This is a genomic window from Tenacibaculum sp. SG-28 (genome assembly GCF_002954385.1).
Classification (GTDB): Bacteria; Bacteroidota; Bacteroidia; order Flavobacteriales; family Flavobacteriaceae; genus Polaribacter.
In genome coordinates, this window is the sequence record NZ_MQVY01000002.1 from 558,069 (window position 1) to 576,466 (window position 18,398).

Here is an 18,398-nt window from a genome sequence, read left to right on the forward strand (position 1 = left end):
TTTTCAAAGACAATTTTAAAAAGACAACTAATTTTAATTAGTTGTCTTTTATAGATATACTAGTTACATCCTTAAAAATCCTTTTTTTAGTATATTCGTATCTTTTAATTTTGTATTTATCTGTTCCGCTACCCAATGAATCCCTTGTTTTTTATTTTACTACTAGCTATTACGGGTTTTAATCAAAAGTTACATAAAAACACCTTCAATATTGGTGCCGAATATATAATACAACAAAAACAGCACCCTTCCCACCTAGATAGCTTAACCTTTGCACAATTAAAAAAGCGCGGAGGTCTTGCATCGCGAAAAAAGGATACCATTACCCTTAAATTGGTAGTAGATGAATTAAAGCAAAGGTTTGAACAAACAAACGACTCTTTGATTTTAGCCAATTATTATTTTCAAAAAGCAAAGTATTACAGGATTTTATACCAAAAAGATAGTGCATTTTTTTACTATCGCCAATCAAAAAATATTTCCAGTATTCTCGGTGATTCTCTGGCAGCTGGGAGGCGGTTGCTAACCATTGGTATTCTAGAAAAACAAGCTCTAGATTTGATAGGTAGTGAGATTAGCTATACCGAGGCCTTAAGATACCTTGAGCCTATAAAGGCTTACAGGTATATAGAAAGTGCTTACACGGGTTTAGGTGCTGTTTGTAATCAGCTCGGTCAATTTAAAGATGCGAAATCTAATTTTGATAAAGCTTTATCTGTAAACCAACACATAACAAATACTCACTATAGAGAAAGGGCATACCTATTTTTACAAAATAATATTGGAATAATGTACCGAAGAAACAAAAACCATGAAAAAGCACTTCGGTTTTTCCAACAGGGCTTGGCTATGGATAGTATAGCTCAAAAGCATTCTTCGATATATCCCATGCTACTAGAGAATGTGACCATATGTAAATATTACCTCGACTATCCGGCAAAGGAAGTGCTTGAGGGGTATAATTCGGTAGTGAACATTTACAAAAAACAAAATAACCTAAGAAGCTTAAGCACTACCTATTTGAATATTGCTAGGTGTAAAATAGTGCTTCAAAAGGAAACAAAAGAAGGGATACAATACATCTATAAAGCACTAGAACTTGCCCAAAAAACCAATTTTAATAAAAGAACCTTACAAGCTCTCGCCTATCTCTCTCAGTATACAACTGGAGAAACGGCTAAAGAATATATGGGTAAATATTTAAAGCTAAACGATAGCATTTTAAAAAAAGAGCGATTAACCAAAAACCAGTTTGCCAGAGTAAAATACAACACCGAGAAACAAGAAAAAGAAAATCAAGCATTAAAAGCAGAGAACACTTTCAAACAACAAGAAATCCTGCGCCACAAACAACAAAAATTGATAGGTTGGCTGGCAGCGGTAATTGGTTTTTTAGGGATAGGAGTAAGTATTTTAGTATTCCTCAATCGCAAGAGAAAATTGGTTTTTCAGGCCCAATTGCAAAAAGCACAGGCAAGAGAACAAGAAAGACAACAAATTGCCAAATCGTTACACGATGAAGTGGCAGGAGACCTTCGGGTATTGCATCGCAAGCTAGAGAAATCTGCATTGGTGCAAGAAGCACAACGATTGGATACGGTTAAGGAAAACGTTCGTAACCTTTCGCATCAATTAAGTAGTGTTAGTTTTACAAAAGTAACCTTTAAAGAACAGGTGGTTAATTTGGTTACCGATTATTTTGAGCCCAACTTTAAAATTATCATTCGCGGTATTCACGAGTGTGATTGGTCTACTATAGATGCAGCCATTAAAAGACTATTATACCTCTGTATGCGCGAGAGTATTCAAAATAGTAAAAAACATGCACAAGCATCGCAAATTACGATAACTTTAGCAATTGTTAAAAAAGATGTACATTTGACTATTACAGATAATGGCGTTGGTTTTGATACCGATACACAGAAAAAAGGAATTGGTTTGCAAAATCTACAAGAACGTGTAGAGGAGTTAAATGGAAACTTTGTTATTCAGAGTAGGGTAAACCAAGGAACGCAAACCAATGTTGAAATACCTATAAATGTCTAAAAAGATAAAAATATTATTGGTAGACGATCACCAACTTATTATAGAAGGTATCTGTTCTTACTTAAAAGATTTTGATAATTTGCATATAGAGAGTACCAACTCTTGCGATAGTGCTTTTAGTTCGATAAAATCTTCTTTACCGACGATTCCTTTTGATATTGTATTCACAGACTTAAGTTTTGATGGTTCTACAAACGAAACCATAGATGGAGGAGAAAGCTTAATTAAAGCCTTACAAAAGGAAGAAATTCCAATTAAAATAGGTGTTATCACCGGTCACTCGGAAACCAATAGAGTGTTCAATGTCATTCGAAATCTAAACCCTTTATCCTATTTACTCAAAGGATCGATCAACACTACCGAATTGACTTTTGCTATAGAACGAATGCTGGCAGACAAACCATATTATTCGCATGAAATTCACAACAAACTCCTGAAAAGAACCTTGGTGGAAATTCAAATGGATGAGGTAGCGATTCAAATTTTAAAAGAACTGCCAAAGCATACAAAAATTGCTAATTTGGAGGGTGTAATCAAAAAGCCCGATGGTAACTTACTAAAAATACGAGCTATTGAAAGTAAACTAGCAAAGTTAAGAACCGATTTGAATGCCAACAACAACACAGATTTAGTTTTAAAAGCCAAAGAGTTAGGAATTCTAGATTAAACTAGTCACGGATTTTTGCAGTTCTAACTTCGGTTTTCCCCTTTTTTAGAAGTAAAGTTGCACTTAGATTTGTTCCCATGTAATACATATGATGAATTTCTATTGAAAAGAAGAAAAAGAGAATTAAAAAAGCTTTCAAAATAATTATTTTGAAAGCTTTTTTGTCAGAAGCATATTTATTTTCGAATACAACGCTGATTCTGTGCAATTCGGAACTTGCAATCTGTATGTAGTGGTTATTATTCTGTACTATTTTTTAAATAATGCTTTTTGGCACGATGTTTGTCATTAAGTATTTAACTCATGATAATGAGAGTATATATAATTTTAAGGGGAAAAGACCTTCTAGTGAAGCACTAGAAGGTCTTATCATTTTTATAATATTGTATTTATAATGGCGCTAGAAAACGCTCATTACATGAGGTATTTTAAAAAAATGAAGCTTTCTGTTTTAAAGGGGAAAAACCCTTTTTTATAATTCCTATTTTAAGGGTACATTAGAGTGAATTTAGTAAGGGACAAATTCAAGTGAAAAAAGAGTAGCGATACTTATTACCTTTATAATGTTTAATTATAAAGGTTTTTTTATGCTTAAACCTAAGGGGCTTTTTATTTTATACGCATAACTTACCTATCTACGGAAATCTACACTTATTTGTGCAGACATCCTCTATTACATACCAAAAGGCGATGGTATATTTGCACTGTATCTTATTCATAATGAGTACGAAATTTAAGGGGAAAGAAAACCTTCTGGATTAATTTCTAGGAGGTTTTTGTTTTGTACTTATTTCTCGGTAAATCCTTTTTAATGGAAATTTAAAAATTGCACTTTAATTATGTAAATTGCTTTTTGTAAATTCATAGGTAATGGCAGAAAAATATATTGTAGCATTAGATCAGGGTACAACGAGTTCAAGAGCTGTCGTTATTGATGATTCCGGAGCGTTTGTAGGAATGCAGCAAAAGGAGTTCAAGCAAATTTTTCCGCAGTCAGGGTGGGTGGAACACAATCCTATGGAAATCCTAGAAACGCAACTCGAAACATTTAAAAGTGTGGTCTATAAACACAACATAGATCCATCGGCTATAGTTGGTGTAGGGATTTCTAACCAAAGAGAAACAACCGTAGTTTGGGATAAAAATACGGGGAAACCTATTTACAATGCTATTGTTTGGCAAGATATTCGAACAGTTGCTGTCTGTGAAAAACTAAAACAACAAGGGTTACAAGATTACGTGAAGCAACGCACTGGTTTGGTAATTGACAGCTATTTTTCTGCTACTAAAATCCATTGGATCTTGAATAATGTAACTGGTGCACATGAAAAGGCAACAAAAGGAGATCTTTTGTTTGGTACTATCGATACTTGGTTGTTGTGGAATTTAACCGATGGAAAAGTTCATGCTACCGATTACAGTAATGCTTCTAGAACCATGTTATTTGATATAAAAAACTTATGTTGGGACAAAACGTTGCTCAATGCGTTAAATATTCCAGAAAGCATGCTTCCAAAGGTATATCCGTCTTCGTATAATTTCGGCACATACAATTTTGACGGAATTTCTATTCCTATTGCCGGTATGGCAGGTGACCAACAAGCCGCATTATTCGGACAAGCGTGTTTTTACAAAGGAGAGGCTAAAAATACCTATGGCACAGGATGCTTTATGTTACTTAATACCGGAGAAAACATGCAGTATTCTAAAAATGGTCTTTTAACGACGATTGCGTGGGGAATAGATTCTAAAGTTTTTTATGCTTTAGAGGGAAGTGTTTTTGTAGCGGGAGCTGCTATACAGTGGCTACGGGATGGTTTACAAATTATTGACACTGCAGAGGAAAGTGAACTTTTTGCTAATAAAGTAGCTGGAGAGAATCCTGTTTATGTGGTTCCTGCTTTTGCAGGTCTCGGTGCGCCATATTGGGATATGTATGCAAGAGGAGCGGTGTTTGGGCTTACCAGAGATACAGGGAAAAATCACTTAATTAAAGCCACCTTAGAATCTTTAGCCTATCAAACTAAAGATGTATTAAAGGTAATGGAGAGAGATAGTAATCTATCCTTAAAAGTTCTAAAAGTAGACGGAGGAGCTTCTGCTAACGACACTTTAATGCAGTTTCAAGCAGATCTTTTAAACGTGCAAGTAGAACGTCCTGAACTAACAGAAACTACAGCAATGGGTGCTGCTTATTTGGCCGGAATAGCTGTTGGTATTTGGAGCCAAGAAACCATTTATAAAAAAGTTCAGGGACATCGCGATTTCATTCCTAATTGTTCAGAAGAGAAAAGAGATCGATTGTATGCCAAATGGAAAAAGGCAGTAGAGCGAACCAAAGACTGGATGTAGAAACAGTAGGAAACAATTTGACCGAGAAAATAGTTGATGTTATCGAAAAAAATTGTTTTTTTTTAGCCCCTTTAATTCTTTTGTTTTCATAATATAAATATACTTAATATGAAAAGTAAACACATTTTTACAGTAATAGTAATCTCTGTTTTTTTAAATTCTTGTATTGTTCGTTCTTTACTTCCATTTTATACCAAGGATAGCATACGATACACAGAGGATTTTTTAGGAACCTGGAACGACGAAGAAGGTCATTCGTGGATTATAACTTCCGCAAAAGATGTATTGGTAAAAAAACCTGATAGTACTACAATAGATTCGATGGATGAATTGGCATTGCAAAAGTATTCTGATTCCTATTTGATTACTCATAAAAAACAAAATACCGATCTGGAATCTTATTTCATAGCTACTCCTTTTTGGATAGATGGTCAGTATTTTTTAGATTTTTTTCCTATTGAAACAATAAACGATAATCTTCTTAAGTTGGTGTCATACCATATAGTATTTGCACATTCTTTAGTGAAGTTAGATTTTAATGATAAAGCAGAGGTTTCTATACAATGGTTTGACGAAGATGTAATGAGAACCCTCTTTCAGGAAAATAAAATTAATATCAAACATCAAAAAACCGGATTGTTAGAGGAAGATTTCTTGCTAACAGCAAGCTCTAAAGACCTCCAAAAATTTATAAAGAAGTACATGGCATCAGAAGGCACAGATAAATGGAAAACTTCGGTTAAATTTACGTTATCTAAAGAGAAATAATGTTAGCTACCCCATATACATTCAAACGAAAGAAAAATACATGGGTATTTAATGTTATACTATGGATATTTTTATGTTTGGGAAACTTTGTATTATTCATCAATTTCCCTCTGCGGAAAATTGATATTATTTATAGTTTAAGCTATTTGGTTTCCTTAGGAATACCTGTTGCAATCAGTGTATATTTTTTAGTTCCGAAATTTTTTAAAAAGCAATATTATTTTCGTTTTGGTTTATATCATTTTTTAGTATTTGGTTTTTTTATGTTTCTGAATACTCAGTATCTAGAAAATAGTATTGATTTCTTATTTCCTGATTATTACTTTATTTCTAATTACTCTCTCCAACAGAATTTTTTAATTTTTTTTTCCATATCATTTTTTGCTTTATCCATTAAACTAGTACAAGATTGGGTGCTGCACAATCACTATGAAAAAGAACACATAGAACAGCGATTGCAGGCATTAAAATCTCAAATAAATCCTCATTTTTTATTTAATTCTCTAAATGTAATTTATTCTTTATCCATTGGTAAAAATCAACAAGTAAGTGATGCTGTTTTGCAGTTATCTGATATTTTAAGATATGTTATTTATGACACAGATCGATTAACTTTAATCTCAAAAGAGATAGAATTAATTAAAAATTATATTGCCTTTGAAAAAAATAGACACAGCAAGAAAGAAAATATTTTATTTGAAACATTTTTAGACGAGGACTCCTCCATACACCCTATGCTTTTTCTTCCCCTAGTAGAAAATAGCTTTAAACACGGATTAATGTCGTCTATAGAGAACCCTTTCATTAAAATTGTGCTAACAAAGAAAAAAAGGCTTGTTCATTTTTACATTGAAAATAAGTTTGATAAAAACAATACCTTTACAAAAAAAGTATATGGTGGGGTGGGTATTGCCAACGTCAAAAAGAATTTAGAAATTATATATCCTGATCAGTATGAATTTCAAAAGCAAATAAACAAAGAAATTTATAGTGTGTCCTTAAAAATTAACTTAAACTAATGCGTATCCAATGTGTTATAATTGATGATGAACCATCTTCTCAAAACGTTCTATTACATTTTATTGATAAAGTGGAATTTTTACAACTTAAGGGCATTTGTAATGATGGCGTTGAGGCATTGAAGCTTTTAAATAATACGGCGGTTGATCTTTTATTTTTAGATATTAACATGCCTAATGTATCTGGAATGGAGTTTTATAAAATGTTGGTGAACCCACCTCCAGTAATTTTTACAACTGCTTATGCTGAACATGCAATGGAGGGTTTTGATTTAGCCGCTATAGATTATCTTTTAAAACCGTTTTCGTTTGCACGTTTTTTACAAGCTGTTTTAAAGGCAAAAGAACAAATTAAAATTAGCCCAGATCAAACATTCATTTCCCTAAAATCGGATAAAAAAATATACCAAGTTAAAATAGATAGTATTTTATTTATCGAAGCACAGGGCGATTATATAAAAGTTCACACAGAGGAAAAATCGTTATTGTGTTACAAAACACTAACTAAAGTATTCGAATTACTTCCCAAAGATATGTTTATTCAAGTGCATAAATCGTATATAATTCAGAGGGAAAAAATGGATTATATTGAAGGTAATCAAATCCGAATCGCTTCGACTGTAATTCCCATAGGTCTAAAATATAAAACAGACTTCATTAACCTATTAAACATATAACAATGGCAAAGTTTTATAAAGAATTATCTACTAGAATTAAAAGGTTTATCACCGAACAAAAAATGTTTTTCGTTGCAACCGCTCCAACAAAAGGTCGTATCAACCTATCGCCTAAAGGAATGGATACTTTTCGAATACTTTCAGACACCAAGGTAGCTTGGTTGAGCGTTACAGGTAGTGGTAACGAAACTTCTGCTCATATTTTAGAAAACAATAGAATAACTATCATGTTTTGTGCTTTTCAAGGAGCGCCAAATATTTTGCGATTATACGGAACAGCCATGGAAATTCAAGAAGAAGATACCGATTGGGAATCCTACATTGAATTATTCCCCAAATTACCCGGAACCAGGCAAATTTTTATAGTTGATTTGGATACCATTCAAACTTCTTGTGGTATGTCACTTCCATTTTACGAGTACCAAGGAGAGCGAACCGAATTAAATGAATGGGCTGAAGGTATTGGTAAAGATGGTATTGCTGCGTATTGGGAAGAAAAGAACCAAGTTAGTATTGATGGTTTGAAAACGAAACAGAACCAACAATAATTCTCACACTACGCTTTTAAATGGAAAAATTATACAGTAGTTTTCACTACTGCATATGGTATAGATTTTATTTAAAAGCATTTAAACCGGTTATGTCTAATCCGGTAATTAGTAGGTGAACATCGTGTGTTCCTTCATAGGTAATAACACTTTCTAGGTTCATAGAATGACGCATGATTGAATAGTCACCAGTTATGCCCATTCCCCCTAAAATTTGTCTTGCTTCTCTAGCAATGTTTATGGCCATTTCTACATTGTTTCGCTTTGCCATAGATATTTGAGCGGAACTTGCGCGCCCTTCGTTTTTTAAAACACCCAAACGCCATGTGAATATTTGTGCTTTTGTAATTTCAGTTATCATCTCTGCTAATTTCTTTTGCTGTAACTGAAATTGCGCAATTGGTTTTCCAAATTGAGTGCGCTCTTTCGCATAACGCAAAGCAGTATCGTAACAGTCCATTGCTGCACCGATAGCGCCCCAAGAAATCCCATAACGAGCGGAATCTAGGCAGCCCAAAGGAGCACCCAATCCAGATTTGTTTGGCAGTAGATTTTCTTTTGGAACTTTTACATTGTCAAATATTAATTCTCCAGTGATGGAAGCTCGTAAAGACCATTTGTTATGTGTTTCTGGAGTACTGAACCCCTCCATTCCCCTTTCTACCAATAATCCGTGAATTCTACCTTCTTCATTTTTTGCCCATACTACAGCAACGTCTGCTATGGGTGAATTAGAAATCCACATTTTAGCTCCGTTTAAAAGATAGTGGTCGCCCATATCTTTAAATTTTGTTTCCATTCCTCCTGGGTTCGACCCGTGATTAGGTTCTGTTAAACCAAAACAACCAATCCATTCACCACTTGCCAATTTTGGGAGGTATTTTTTTCTTTGTGTTTCGTTTCCGTAGGTAAAAATAGGGTACATTACTAAAGAAGATTGCACTGAGGCTGCAGATCGAATACCACTATCTCCACGCTCTAATTCTTGCATGATTAAACCATATGAAATTTGATCCATACCTGCTCCGCCGTATTCTTCTGGAATGTAGGCACCAAAAGCTCCAATTTCTGCTAATCCTTTTACTAAAAATTTTGGAAATTCAGATTTTTGCGCATATTCTTCAATAACAGGAGAAAGATTCTTTTTCACCCATTCTCTTGCACTATCACGAACTAACTTGTGTTCTTCTGTTAATAGGTCATCAACTTGGAAATAATCAGGCGCTTGAAATAAATCGGGTTTCATACGTTTAAAATTTAAAGTTACTAGGAAACGAATACTACTGCTATACTACTGGTTAACAAAGTATGCGAAATGAGCCTAATTTCTTATCAAGAAATAGGCCTTGCCTCAAAAATAAGTAAAAAAATGATTATTCGTAAAGGTTTGTGTATGTTTGTATATGATGAAACTAAGTTTAGGTAAAGAAGAGCGATTAAAGAGTAAAAAACTAATTGGAAACTTATATGCAGAAGGAAAATCCATTAAAGTATTTCCTTTGCGTATGGTTTACCTGCAAACAGAACATACCTCAACATATCCGGCCCAAGTTGGTGTTTCCGTCCCAAAAAGAAACTTCAAAAGAGCAGTAGACCGAAATAGAATAAAAAGACTGCTACGGGAATGCTATCGCAAAGAAAAATCTTTGGTCTACAATGAAATCAGCAAGCCATATGTGTTTATGATTTCTTATCTTGCAAAAGAAGAGTGGTCGTATGGTGATTTAGAGGCAAAGATGATTAAATTACTTAACACCTTCGTTAAAGAGGTACATATCGATGAAAAATAGAAAAATACTCATATTAGCTTTTGCTGTCTGCATTGGTGTCTTTTTTTCTTTTCAATCTCGTTTTTTTGAGATTGCAAAACAAATTGAGATTTACAATACCCTTTTTAAGGAATTAAATATTAATTATATAAATGAGATAAATCCTGGAGAAATTACCAATACAGCAATAAAAAACACATTAAAAACCTTAGACCCCTACACTAATTTTTACAACGAGCAAGACGTTGAAGACGTAAGAATTCGCAGAGAAGGAGAGTACGGAGGTATTGGAGTGCTTAGTTATTATACCAAAAAGGGTATTGTTTTAACAGAAATTTACAAGGGATTTCCAGCCGATAAAGCTGGGTTAAAAGCCGGAGATATTATTACCAAAGTTGACGACCAGGAATTGAATGGGCTAGACCGTAACCAACTATCTCAAGTATTGAAGGGCACCCCGTCAAAGCAACTCCGTTTGGAAGTAAAAAGAAAAAATCAAGCGTTACAAATTCCTATTACACTGGATAAGATTGTTCTAAATCCGGTGCCCTATTACACTATGCTAGACGAAGAGACAGGATATATCGTATTAACACGATTTACCAGTCAAAAAGCTACACAAGAGGTTATCAAAGCTTTTAAAGAACTCAAGGAAAAAGGAATGCAAAAATTAGTTTTTGATTTGCGAAACAATCCTGGAGGATCACTTTTTGATGCCGTTAATATTACCAATATTTTTATTCCAAGGGATAAAAAAGTTGTAGATACACGCGGTAAAATTTCAAAAAATACAAGAACCTACAAAACAAAAAATGACCCAATAGATGCCCAAATTCCGTTAGTTGTCTTAATTAATGACCGGTCTGCCTCGGCCTCAGAAATAGTATCTGGAGCATTGCAAGATTATGACAGAGCTGTAGTTTTAGGGAAACGTTCTTTTGGAAAAGGATTGGTACAACGTTACTTTAACCTGAACTACGGAACACAAATGAAGGCAACGATATCGAAATATTACACCCCTAGCGGAAGGTGTATTCAAGAACTAGATTACGCAAACAGAGATCCTAAAACCGGTGTTGTACCCAAGTTTTCAGACGGAAATGTCTCGAAATTTTACACAGAAGGAGGAAGAACAGTTTTTGACGGGGGTGGAGTTACTCCTGACGTATCTTCGGAACTTTCGGATAAAAACACAGAAACAAAAAATTTATTGAAATCTCGTGTTATTTTTAATTTTGTATCAGATTATATTTCTAAAAATCCCAATATCGATTCTTTAAATTACACGTTCGATACTAAAAAGTACGGTGTTTTTAAAAACTACTTATTTAGTACGGATACTAGTTATGTAACAAAAGAGGAACGACTTTTTAAGGAGGCATATTCTTCCGTTTCTAACAAACGAATAATAGAGAATCCATACCGAGATTTGGAACTGAAATTAAAAAGAGATAAAATCGAAAAAATCTCTAAAAATCAAGATGTTATTGTTGAGAAAATAGAAAAGGAAATTTTAAAACAATTGTATTATAAAGAAGGCATGTATAGACATTTCTTACAAAAAGACCCTACAGTAGAACAAGCGATTTCTGTGTTAAAAAACGAAAAAAAATATAGGTCCATACTAACGAATTAATATTATTTATTTTTTGCGATAAAAGAGAAATATGTCAAAATCAAATTTAAAAGAAAGAACTAGGGCACAAGAGTCTACAAATGCCATTGAACGTTTGTATATTTCAATGCGACATTTGTTCAGTAGAGGTTTTTACAAGCCTATGGGAGTGTCTGGAGAAACGCTACGAAACTCTTTGTTGGAACTTCGTCCTGAAATCTATGGTTCTATAGCAGAAGAAAGAACAGAATTGAATGGGCTTAAATACGTTATTGAACGCTTGCCGGAAGGAATAGAAGAGTGCAGATTCATTAACCTTACTACCGATGAAGGGTATAAAAATTCGCACTTTAAAGTTATAGTTCCCCCAAAGCGAAGAAGAAATTGTTATCGTATTGATACAGATCAAATGAATATTGAAATTACAAGAGGAAGATCTGAAATATACGATATACTTACCCATTTAACTTTTTTATTTATAGAGTCCCACAAAATCAAAGACAAAGTTACTATTGGAAGTGCTGGAGGTAAGTACACTAGAGAGTGGTTGAATCTCGAGGATGTGGTGGTGTATAATAAAACATTATCCGACAAGGAAAAGGATGTAATGATGGTACACCTAGGGAATATTTTAGGACGAACTTACGAGGAGATTTATGAAGTTTATCATTCTTTTGCAACCGAGGAGATTCCAAATCGTTTCTTACATTTAATTTATTGGTTAGGTAAATTAGCAATTAATGAAGTAGAGTTGGATGCAAAGAGATCCATAACTTTTACAACAAACTTAACCGAAGAGATAGGCCATCATTTTTATGGTGAAATATGGGCAGATACGATAAAGAAAAAACTACTAGAAAATAATTTATTAGAAAGGCCAATACACATTATTAGTGCTAACATGCACAGTGTAATGAATAGTATTTATGCCAAGATGGCATTGCCAAAAGAAGATGCTAAGAGCAAAGGTTTTGAAATTTACGAACTATTAAGTAATGCCAATAGTCAGGCCATCCAGTCTAAAGTAAAGCAATGTGCCTCTGAAAATGGGTTGTTTTATATTAAAGATACTTCCGGTACCAATATCAACGTACAAATTATTGATACCCAAAAACTCGATTTTGCTAAAATACCATTTCAAAAGAAACATTCTGCAGAAAAGGCACCTGTTATCATTGTAATGGATTATGCTTTTGGAGAGCAAGCTTATGAAACAATGGATGAGTTGTTAAAGCCCTTTAAAACGATGAATAAAACTATTCATCTAGACGTAGAATCTGTTTCTATTATGGGAAAAGCAGGGATTTTAGAAGGAGGTAAAGGAGATATTATGATTCCTTCTGCACACATTTTTGAGGGAACAGCCGATAACTATCCTTTCGCAAATGAATTGTCTAAAGAAGATTTAGAGGGTTTTGGAGTACAAGTTTTTGATGGCGCCATGGTATCTGTGCTTGGAACTTCTCTGCAAAATAAAGATTTACTTAAGTTTTTCCACGACTCTACATGGAATGTAATTGGTTTGGAAATGGAAGGCGCGCATTATCAGAAGGCTATCCAATCGAATTCTAAAATTAGAGGAAATATTTCTTCGGATGTCAGTGTACGGTATGCGTATTACGCTTCTGATAATCCATTAGAAACCGGAGCTACGCTTGCCTCAGGAGGCTTAGGAATGAGTGGAGTTACACCAACATATGCAATTACGCAAAAAATATTAGAACAAATTTTTTAAAACATGACGCAACACAAGAACGAGGAGGAGGTAGACTTAGGCTCGGTATTTTTAATTATTGGTAGAGGTATTTCTAATTTTTTCAAATTTATTGGAAGCATATTTTCATCCATCTTCCATGCGATTATAAGTATTCTTTTATTTTTTAAAAATAATCGCATTAAGTTAGGTCTTGCATTCTTTATCGGTGCGGTAATTGGTTTACTTGTTGAATTGAAGGAAGAAAAGGAATTTGGCTCGAATCTTTTGGTACAAACCAACTTTGACAGCGCTAGGCAACTTTATAACAATATAGATTTTTACGATGATTTGGTGCAGCAGAAAAACTATGCAATGTTGGCAAAAATTTTCAATTTAGAGGAGGAGGCTGCTGCATCCCTTAGACGCTTTACTATTGAACCAATTAAGAATGGTAACGATATTATTACCAGTTTTGATGCCTTGGTACTATCGATAGACACTACTACGGTTAAAAGTTATTCTTTTCAAGATTTTAAACAGCAGTTTACCAAGTTTAATTACAAGGTGCATACAATAGAGGTACAAGCAACTAAAAATGATGTGTTTTCAAGTATAGACGAAGTTATAATTGCGGCGATCACAGAAAACAGCTATTTTAATAAACTGAAAGAGTTAACCAATGAAAATTTAAACAGAACCAATACACTACTTCGAAAAAATTTAGCACAAACGGATTCTTTACACCGTATTTATAAAAAAGTACTGTTAGAGGAGGCTAGAAATCAGAATCAAGGCACTAGTATTGACTTTGGAAACCAGGTAAAAACTAATAAAGAATTGGCTTTGTTTGAAACCACTTTGACGCTTAATGAAGAATTAAAATCTGTGAGTGAAGAGATCACAGAAAAGTCTGAAATAATTAATGTTATATCAAATTTTCAACCAATTGGATATGAAATCAAAGGAGTGTCGGAGAATAGAGGTGTGCAATTTGCTTTGGCTTCTTTCTTCTTAATGATTCTGTATTTACTAGTGTTAAAACTAAATGTTTATTTAGAAAATTACAGTCAGAAAAAGTAAACCCTATGAAGATTATACAAACCCCATTGGAGGGGTGTTTTATTATAGAACCCAAACTATTTGAAGACGGAAGAGGATATTTTTTTGAGAGTTTTAACCAACAACTATTTGAAAATAGCACTGGTATAAAAGTAACTTTTATACAAGACAATGAGGCATTTTCTAACCGAGGAATTATACGAGGGTTACATTATCAAAAGGGTAAATTTGCGCAAGCGAAGTTAGTTAGAGTTGTACGAGGAAAAGTAAGAGATGTTGTTGTAGATCTGCGAGTAAATTCTAAAACATTCGGACAACATTTTGCAATTGAACTATCTGGAGAAAATAAAAAACAACTCTTTATTCCACGTGGTTTTGCACACGGCTATGCCGTATTAGAAGATCATACCTACTTTGCGTATAAATGCGATAATCATTACCATAAAGCATCGGAGGCAGGAGTAGTATATAACGACAGTTCTCTAAAGATCGATTGGAAAATACCCGATGATGAGGTGGTTTTGTCGGATAAGGATAAAATACTACCTAATTTTAAAAAACTATTATAGATTTAATCGATAGACCTTTTAAGGCACCTAGTAACAAATATGGATTTATTTTTATAGGATGTTATATGTTTTGAAAATGTGTTGATAATGAATTTGAATTTTTTTTCTTTAGTAATAAAAAACGGATTCAAAACTCTGGTTTTTAAAATCACAGGTTTACTGTTGAGTTATTTAATGATTTTATTTGTTACGAATAATTTTGGTGCAGCTATATATGGTAAATTTTCAATATCCTTAATTTTTTCGCAAATAATAGCATTAGTTTTTACCTTAGGTTTTCCGAGTTTTATGGTTACCTTACTTACCAATAAACTTCACTTTGAACAACAACACAAGACTAACTTTTTTAAAAAAATTCTATTTCTTATTAGTTGTTTAGGGATCATTATATCCTTGGTTATCTATTTTTTTTCGAACGTAATTGCGAGTTATATTTTTAACGATGTAAGTTTTGTACCCTTTTTAAAAGTATTGAGTTTTTTAGTACTGCCAATAATGCTTCACGAGATATTTCTTGGATATTTAAAGGGAATGCAAAGTTTTACACTCCATAATTTATTTCTGTTTATATTACCGCCGGTATTTTTCTTTCTCGCATACTTTCTATTACATAAGGTATGCGAAACCGATGCCCTAGTTTTTATTGCTTATACCATTGGTATTTTTTGTATTGTTGTTTTGGAAATTATTCTGACAGACAGAAAATATGTTACTAGGCTAAAGGACATTCCTACTTCTTTTTTATTGAAAAGATCTTTACCAATGATGTATAGTGGTGCGTTAATATATGTAATTGGATGGACCGATGTTTTAATGTTAAAAATATTTAAATCCTCTGTTGAGGTCGGTATTTACAACGCTACTTTTAAAGTGGCGTCTTTAGGCCTTTTGGTAATTACCTCCATCAATATTGTCATAACGCCAAAAATTTCAGAATTATTTATCAAAAAGGATTTGGAATCCCTTCACAAACTTATTTTTCAAACTACTTGGTTAACCACGCTTTTGTCACTTCCGCTGTTTGTGGGATTGTTAATTTTTAACAAGGAAATTTTAAGCCTATTTGGACCTGAGTTTATTGCAGGATCAACTGCAATGGTATGTATTGTTTCCGGTATTTTTATTAACGTTTTTTCCGGTGTTGTAGACCAACTATTGAACATGACAAATAATCAGAATATTTTAAAAAGAATAGTTGTTTTTAGTCTTTTACTGAATGTAATTTTTAATTGTATATTAATCCCGAAATATGGTATAAATGGGGCCGCGTTTGCAAGTTTAGTAACCAATATTATTTTAAACTTTACTTGTGTTTTTTTTATAAAGAAAAAATTAGGATTTTACACATTTCTCCGAGGAACGTAAAAAAATAAACCAGAGAGAAAATGTACGTATGAAAAATGAGATAATATGTCTTAATTCGTAAACACTTAATGAAAGAAAGTAAAGTATATATAATTATTTTGAATTATAATTCTTATGAGGATACGATAGAGTGTTTGGAAAGTGTTATGAAATTGAAGTATTCTTCGTACGAAATAATTCTTGTAGATAATGCTAGTACAAATAATGCATTACATTACATACGAGAATGGGCTGCGGGAACATCTGGTAATACCATTTCATCTAAACATCAAGAATTAGTATATCCCTTAGTTGCTAAACCAATTCCATATAATTTGTTAGAGGAAAAAGAAATAGAACCTTCTGAGCATCCCTTCACTATTATAAAAGCAGCAAAAAATCGAGGGTTTGCAGCAGGGAATAATATTGGTATTCGGTATGCGATATCCAAAAAAGATAGCCGTTATTTTTGGTTGTTAAACAACGATACTGTAGTGGATAAAGATTCGCTTTTTTACATGGTGAAATACCACGAATCGAAGAACATTATAGGTATACTAGGCTGTAAATTGCTCTATTACGACTACCCTAATACTTTGCAAGCTGTCGGAGGAATATTTAATCCGCTGTTGTATACCTCCAAACATTTGGGGGAAGGAATGGGGGCCAATATTACCAAAAGTGATTTTAGAAAAATTGACTATGTAATAGGTGCCTCTATGTTTGTTCCATTAGGTTTTATAAAGGAAGTTGGGCTTTTAAACGAAGATTATTTCTTATACTATGAAGAGTTAGATTGGGTATTTAGAGCTAAAAATACAAAATGGGAAATAGATTGGTGTGCTGACGCAGTGGTATATCACAAAGAGGGAAAAACAATAGGGAGTTCTAGCAATTTTAAAAAAAGAAGTGACTTTTCTGAGATTGAGGTTTTTAGAAGTAGAAAGATATTCTATACTAATTTCCCAAAAAATACTTTTTCTTTTTGGGTTTCGAGTTATCTAATTATAGGTAACAGAATCAGGAGAAGACAATGTAAACTTGCCTCAACGTTTTTTAGAATATTGCATAAATAAGGGAATATGAAAGTAAAAGTAATTGTTTTATTCTTAATACTATTAGCTGCAGTATATCAAGATTTTCCAATGGTAAATTATTTTGGAGAAATTGCGAAAAGTCCAATTGTTTTTTTAGTACCTTTTTTTCTTTTTTATCTCTTGAAAGAAAGAAAAATGCCGCTCACAAATTATGTTAAAACCTATGTAGTTTATTTATTATACATAGCATTGATTTCTTTAATTTACACAATATACCTTGTTGTTAAGAACAAATCGTTTTACGTTTTTGATGAAAACCTTTTGGTAAAAAATATAAAAATGTTTTTTTATCCATTATGCTCTTTGATATTTTATCAGTTTATTTATGTATTTCTAAAAAGGACTTCCAATCTTTATTATGTGTTCCAGGCAGTTTTTTACCTGCAAATTCTCTTGGTGTTATTGTTAATTTTTGAGGTTAATGTATATAAAACTAAAGAAGTATTTTTACCATTCTTACATTCTAGTACTGAAAAATATTGGAGAATTAGACTGCTCACCTTCGAGTCAAGCTGGTCGGGTTCCGTAGTAGTTATTTTCACTTTTCTTCCCATCTTTTTGGCGGAATATTTACAAGTTTCTAAAAACAAAAGATTAGCCATTTATACATTATCTGTATTTTTCTTTTTTTATTACACGCTACACTGTGAGTCGAAAGGGTATTTATTCTTAGTTTTAATTTCTCTTTTACCAATGCTTATTCGATATGTTTATGCTAACAAAAGATTGCGATATGTACTTTTTATATTACTTGTTCCAATTGTTATTACTTTTGTATTCGTATATAATTCGTTAAAAGAGGAAGTGATTTCACAATTGTATACAAGCATCACATTTGGAACTAGATTCACAGGGTATTCAGCCGCTTTAAAAACCTTTTTATTTAATCCATTTGGTGTTGGTTTCGCACCGTATATCGAAATATATACTCATAGTATTTTAGATGTAGTCTCGTCGGATTTTATGCAGCAATTTAATCTTTTAGAAGTAAAACAGTATTTAGAGTCTCCTAAATTCTTATCATCAAAAACATATTTTTTGATCATTTAATTTATGGAGGTATTCCTTTTTCAGTGTTTTTCTATTTGTTCTTTATTAGAAGATTAAACTATTTATCGAGATTTAAAAATATTTATTTGTTAATAATTGTGCTAGTTTATATAATTTTAGCG

16 protein-coding genes are annotated in these 18,398 nt (G+C 32.9%); 15 read left to right on the forward strand and 1 reads right to left on the reverse strand.

The genetic code is table 11. The features are described 5' to 3' along the window. The first annotated feature begins 135 nt into the window (after positions 1-135). The 7 genes from BSU00_RS07445 to BSU00_RS07480 all read left to right on the forward strand — a co-directional run bounded on the left by BSU00_RS07445 (position 136) and on the right by BSU00_RS07480 (position 8,077). Positions 136-2,046, forward strand: a complete 1,911-nt coding sequence (locus tag BSU00_RS07445; protein WP_105003791.1) for a tetratricopeptide repeat-containing sensor histidine kinase — start codon at positions 136-138, stop codon at positions 2,044-2,046. Beyond that, positions 2,039-2,713: a response regulator gene (locus BSU00_RS07450; RefSeq protein WP_105003792.1), complete on the forward strand. Its 675-nt coding sequence runs from the start codon at positions 2,039-2,041 to the stop codon at positions 2,711-2,713. The genes BSU00_RS07445 and BSU00_RS07450 overlap by 8 nt, the downstream gene beginning before the upstream one ends. 870 nt (positions 2,714-3,583) lie before the next feature. Further along, entirely contained in the window at positions 3,584-5,065 is a 1,482-nt protein-coding gene (glpK, locus tag BSU00_RS07460) for a glycerol kinase GlpK (protein WP_105003794.1), read from the forward strand. 108 nt (positions 5,066-5,173) lie between these two features. After that, on the forward strand, positions 5,174-5,833 hold the full coding sequence (locus BSU00_RS07465) for a hypothetical protein (protein ID WP_105003795.1): 660 nt from the start codon (positions 5,174-5,176) through the stop codon (positions 5,831-5,833). Between the two features lie 263 nt (positions 5,834-6,096). Beyond that, entirely contained in the window at positions 6,097-6,852 is a 756-nt protein-coding gene (locus BSU00_RS07470) for a sensor histidine kinase (RefSeq protein ID WP_158254406.1), read from the forward strand. Next, positions 6,852-7,529, forward strand: a complete 678-nt coding sequence (locus tag BSU00_RS07475; protein WP_105003797.1) for a LytTR family DNA-binding domain-containing protein — start codon at positions 6,852-6,854, stop codon at positions 7,527-7,529. The genes BSU00_RS07470 and BSU00_RS07475 overlap by 1 nt, the downstream gene beginning before the upstream one ends. 2 nt (positions 7,530-7,531) lie before the next feature. After that, positions 7,532-8,077: a pyridoxamine 5'-phosphate oxidase family protein gene (locus BSU00_RS07480; protein WP_105003798.1), complete on the forward strand. Its 546-nt coding sequence runs from the start codon at positions 7,532-7,534 to the stop codon at positions 8,075-8,077. Between the two features lie 67 nt (positions 8,078-8,144). On the opposite strand, the gene BSU00_RS07485 is transcribed toward BSU00_RS07480, so the two are convergent. Next, positions 8,145-9,323 carry an acyl-CoA dehydrogenase family protein gene (locus tag BSU00_RS07485; protein WP_105003799.1) on the reverse strand — a complete coding sequence of 393 codons (1,179 nt, stop codon included), beginning with the start codon at positions 9,321-9,323 and terminating at the stop codon, positions 8,145-8,147. A gap of 157 nt (positions 9,324-9,480) precedes the next feature. Here BSU00_RS07485 and rnpA point away from each other — a divergent pair, with 157 nt between their 5' ends. From rnpA to BSU00_RS12915, 8 genes are all read left to right on the forward strand, one after another. Next, a complete protein-coding gene (gene rnpA / locus BSU00_RS07490) occupies positions 9,481-9,867 on the forward strand; it encodes a ribonuclease P protein component (protein ID WP_233188645.1) in 387 nt (128 codons plus the stop codon). Continuing rightward, the gene (locus BSU00_RS07495) at positions 9,857-11,482 is read left to right on the forward strand and encodes a S41 family peptidase (protein WP_105003801.1); all 1,626 of its coding nucleotides are present in this window, start codon (positions 9,857-9,859) and stop codon (positions 11,480-11,482) included. The genes rnpA and BSU00_RS07495 overlap by 11 nt, the downstream gene beginning before the upstream one ends. Before the next feature lie 31 nt (positions 11,483-11,513). Then, positions 11,514-13,196: a hypothetical protein gene (locus BSU00_RS07500; RefSeq protein WP_105003802.1), complete on the forward strand. Its 1,683-nt coding sequence runs from the start codon at positions 11,514-11,516 to the stop codon at positions 13,194-13,196. A 3-nt stretch (positions 13,197-13,199) separates the two neighbouring features. Continuing rightward, the gene (locus BSU00_RS07505) at positions 13,200-14,237 is read left to right on the forward strand and encodes a hypothetical protein (RefSeq protein WP_105003803.1); all 1,038 of its coding nucleotides are present in this window, start codon (positions 13,200-13,202) and stop codon (positions 14,235-14,237) included. A gap of 5 nt (positions 14,238-14,242) precedes the next feature. After that, positions 14,243-14,785: a dTDP-4-dehydrorhamnose 3,5-epimerase gene (gene rfbC, locus BSU00_RS07510; protein WP_105003804.1), complete on the forward strand. Its 543-nt coding sequence runs from the start codon at positions 14,243-14,245 to the stop codon at positions 14,783-14,785. A gap of 87 nt (positions 14,786-14,872) precedes the next feature. Next, entirely contained in the window at positions 14,873-16,150 is a 1,278-nt protein-coding gene (locus BSU00_RS07515) for a polysaccharide biosynthesis C-terminal domain-containing protein (RefSeq protein WP_105003805.1), read from the forward strand. Positions 16,151-16,218: 68 nt separating this feature from the next. Beyond that, complete coding sequence (locus tag BSU00_RS07520; protein ID WP_105003806.1) at positions 16,219-17,205, forward strand: glycosyltransferase family 2 protein; 987 nt, start codon at positions 16,219-16,221, stop codon at positions 17,203-17,205. A gap of 6 nt (positions 17,206-17,211) precedes the next feature. Next, complete coding sequence (locus BSU00_RS12915) at positions 17,212-18,276, forward strand: hypothetical protein (RefSeq protein ID WP_105003807.1); 1,065 nt, start codon at positions 17,212-17,214, stop codon at positions 18,274-18,276. The last annotated feature ends 122 nt before the right edge of the window (positions 18,277-18,398 follow it).

Coding starts and splice junctions, on each gene's coding strand:
- rfbC (WP_105003804.1), top strand. CDS start 14,243: ATGAAGATTATACAAACCCCATTGGAGGGGTGTTTTATTATAGAACCC.
- BSU00_RS07495 (WP_105003801.1), top strand. CDS start 9,857: ATGAAAAATAGAAAAATACTCATATTAGCTTTTGCTGTCTGCATTGGT.
- BSU00_RS07500 (WP_105003802.1), top strand. CDS start 11,514: ATGTCAAAATCAAATTTAAAAGAAAGAACTAGGGCACAAGAGTCTACA.
- BSU00_RS07450 (WP_105003792.1), top strand. CDS start 2,039: ATGTCTAAAAAGATAAAAATATTATTGGTAGACGATCACCAACTTATT.
- BSU00_RS07480 (WP_105003798.1), top strand. CDS start 7,532: ATGGCAAAGTTTTATAAAGAATTATCTACTAGAATTAAAAGGTTTATC.
- BSU00_RS07485 (WP_105003799.1), bottom strand. CDS start 9,323: ATGAAACCCGATTTATTTCAAGCGCCTGATTATTTCCAAGTTGATGAC.
- BSU00_RS07475 (WP_105003797.1), top strand. CDS start 6,852: ATGCGTATCCAATGTGTTATAATTGATGATGAACCATCTTCTCAAAAC.
- BSU00_RS07470 (WP_158254406.1), top strand. CDS start 6,097: ATGTTTCTGAATACTCAGTATCTAGAAAATAGTATTGATTTCTTATTT.
- BSU00_RS07520 (WP_105003806.1), top strand. CDS start 16,219: ATGAAAGAAAGTAAAGTATATATAATTATTTTGAATTATAATTCTTAT.
- BSU00_RS07465 (WP_105003795.1), top strand. CDS start 5,174: ATGAAAAGTAAACACATTTTTACAGTAATAGTAATCTCTGTTTTTTTA.
- rnpA (WP_233188645.1), top strand. CDS start 9,481: ATGATGAAACTAAGTTTAGGTAAAGAAGAGCGATTAAAGAGTAAAAAA.
- glpK (WP_105003794.1), top strand. CDS start 3,584: ATGGCAGAAAAATATATTGTAGCATTAGATCAGGGTACAACGAGTTCA.
- BSU00_RS07515 (WP_105003805.1), top strand. CDS start 14,873: ATGAATTTGAATTTTTTTTCTTTAGTAATAAAAAACGGATTCAAAACT.
- BSU00_RS07445 (WP_105003791.1), top strand. CDS start 136: ATGAATCCCTTGTTTTTTATTTTACTACTAGCTATTACGGGTTTTAAT.
- BSU00_RS12915 (WP_105003807.1), top strand. CDS start 17,212: ATGAAAGTAAAAGTAATTGTTTTATTCTTAATACTATTAGCTGCAGTA.
- BSU00_RS07505 (WP_105003803.1), top strand. CDS start 13,200: ATGACGCAACACAAGAACGAGGAGGAGGTAGACTTAGGCTCGGTATTT.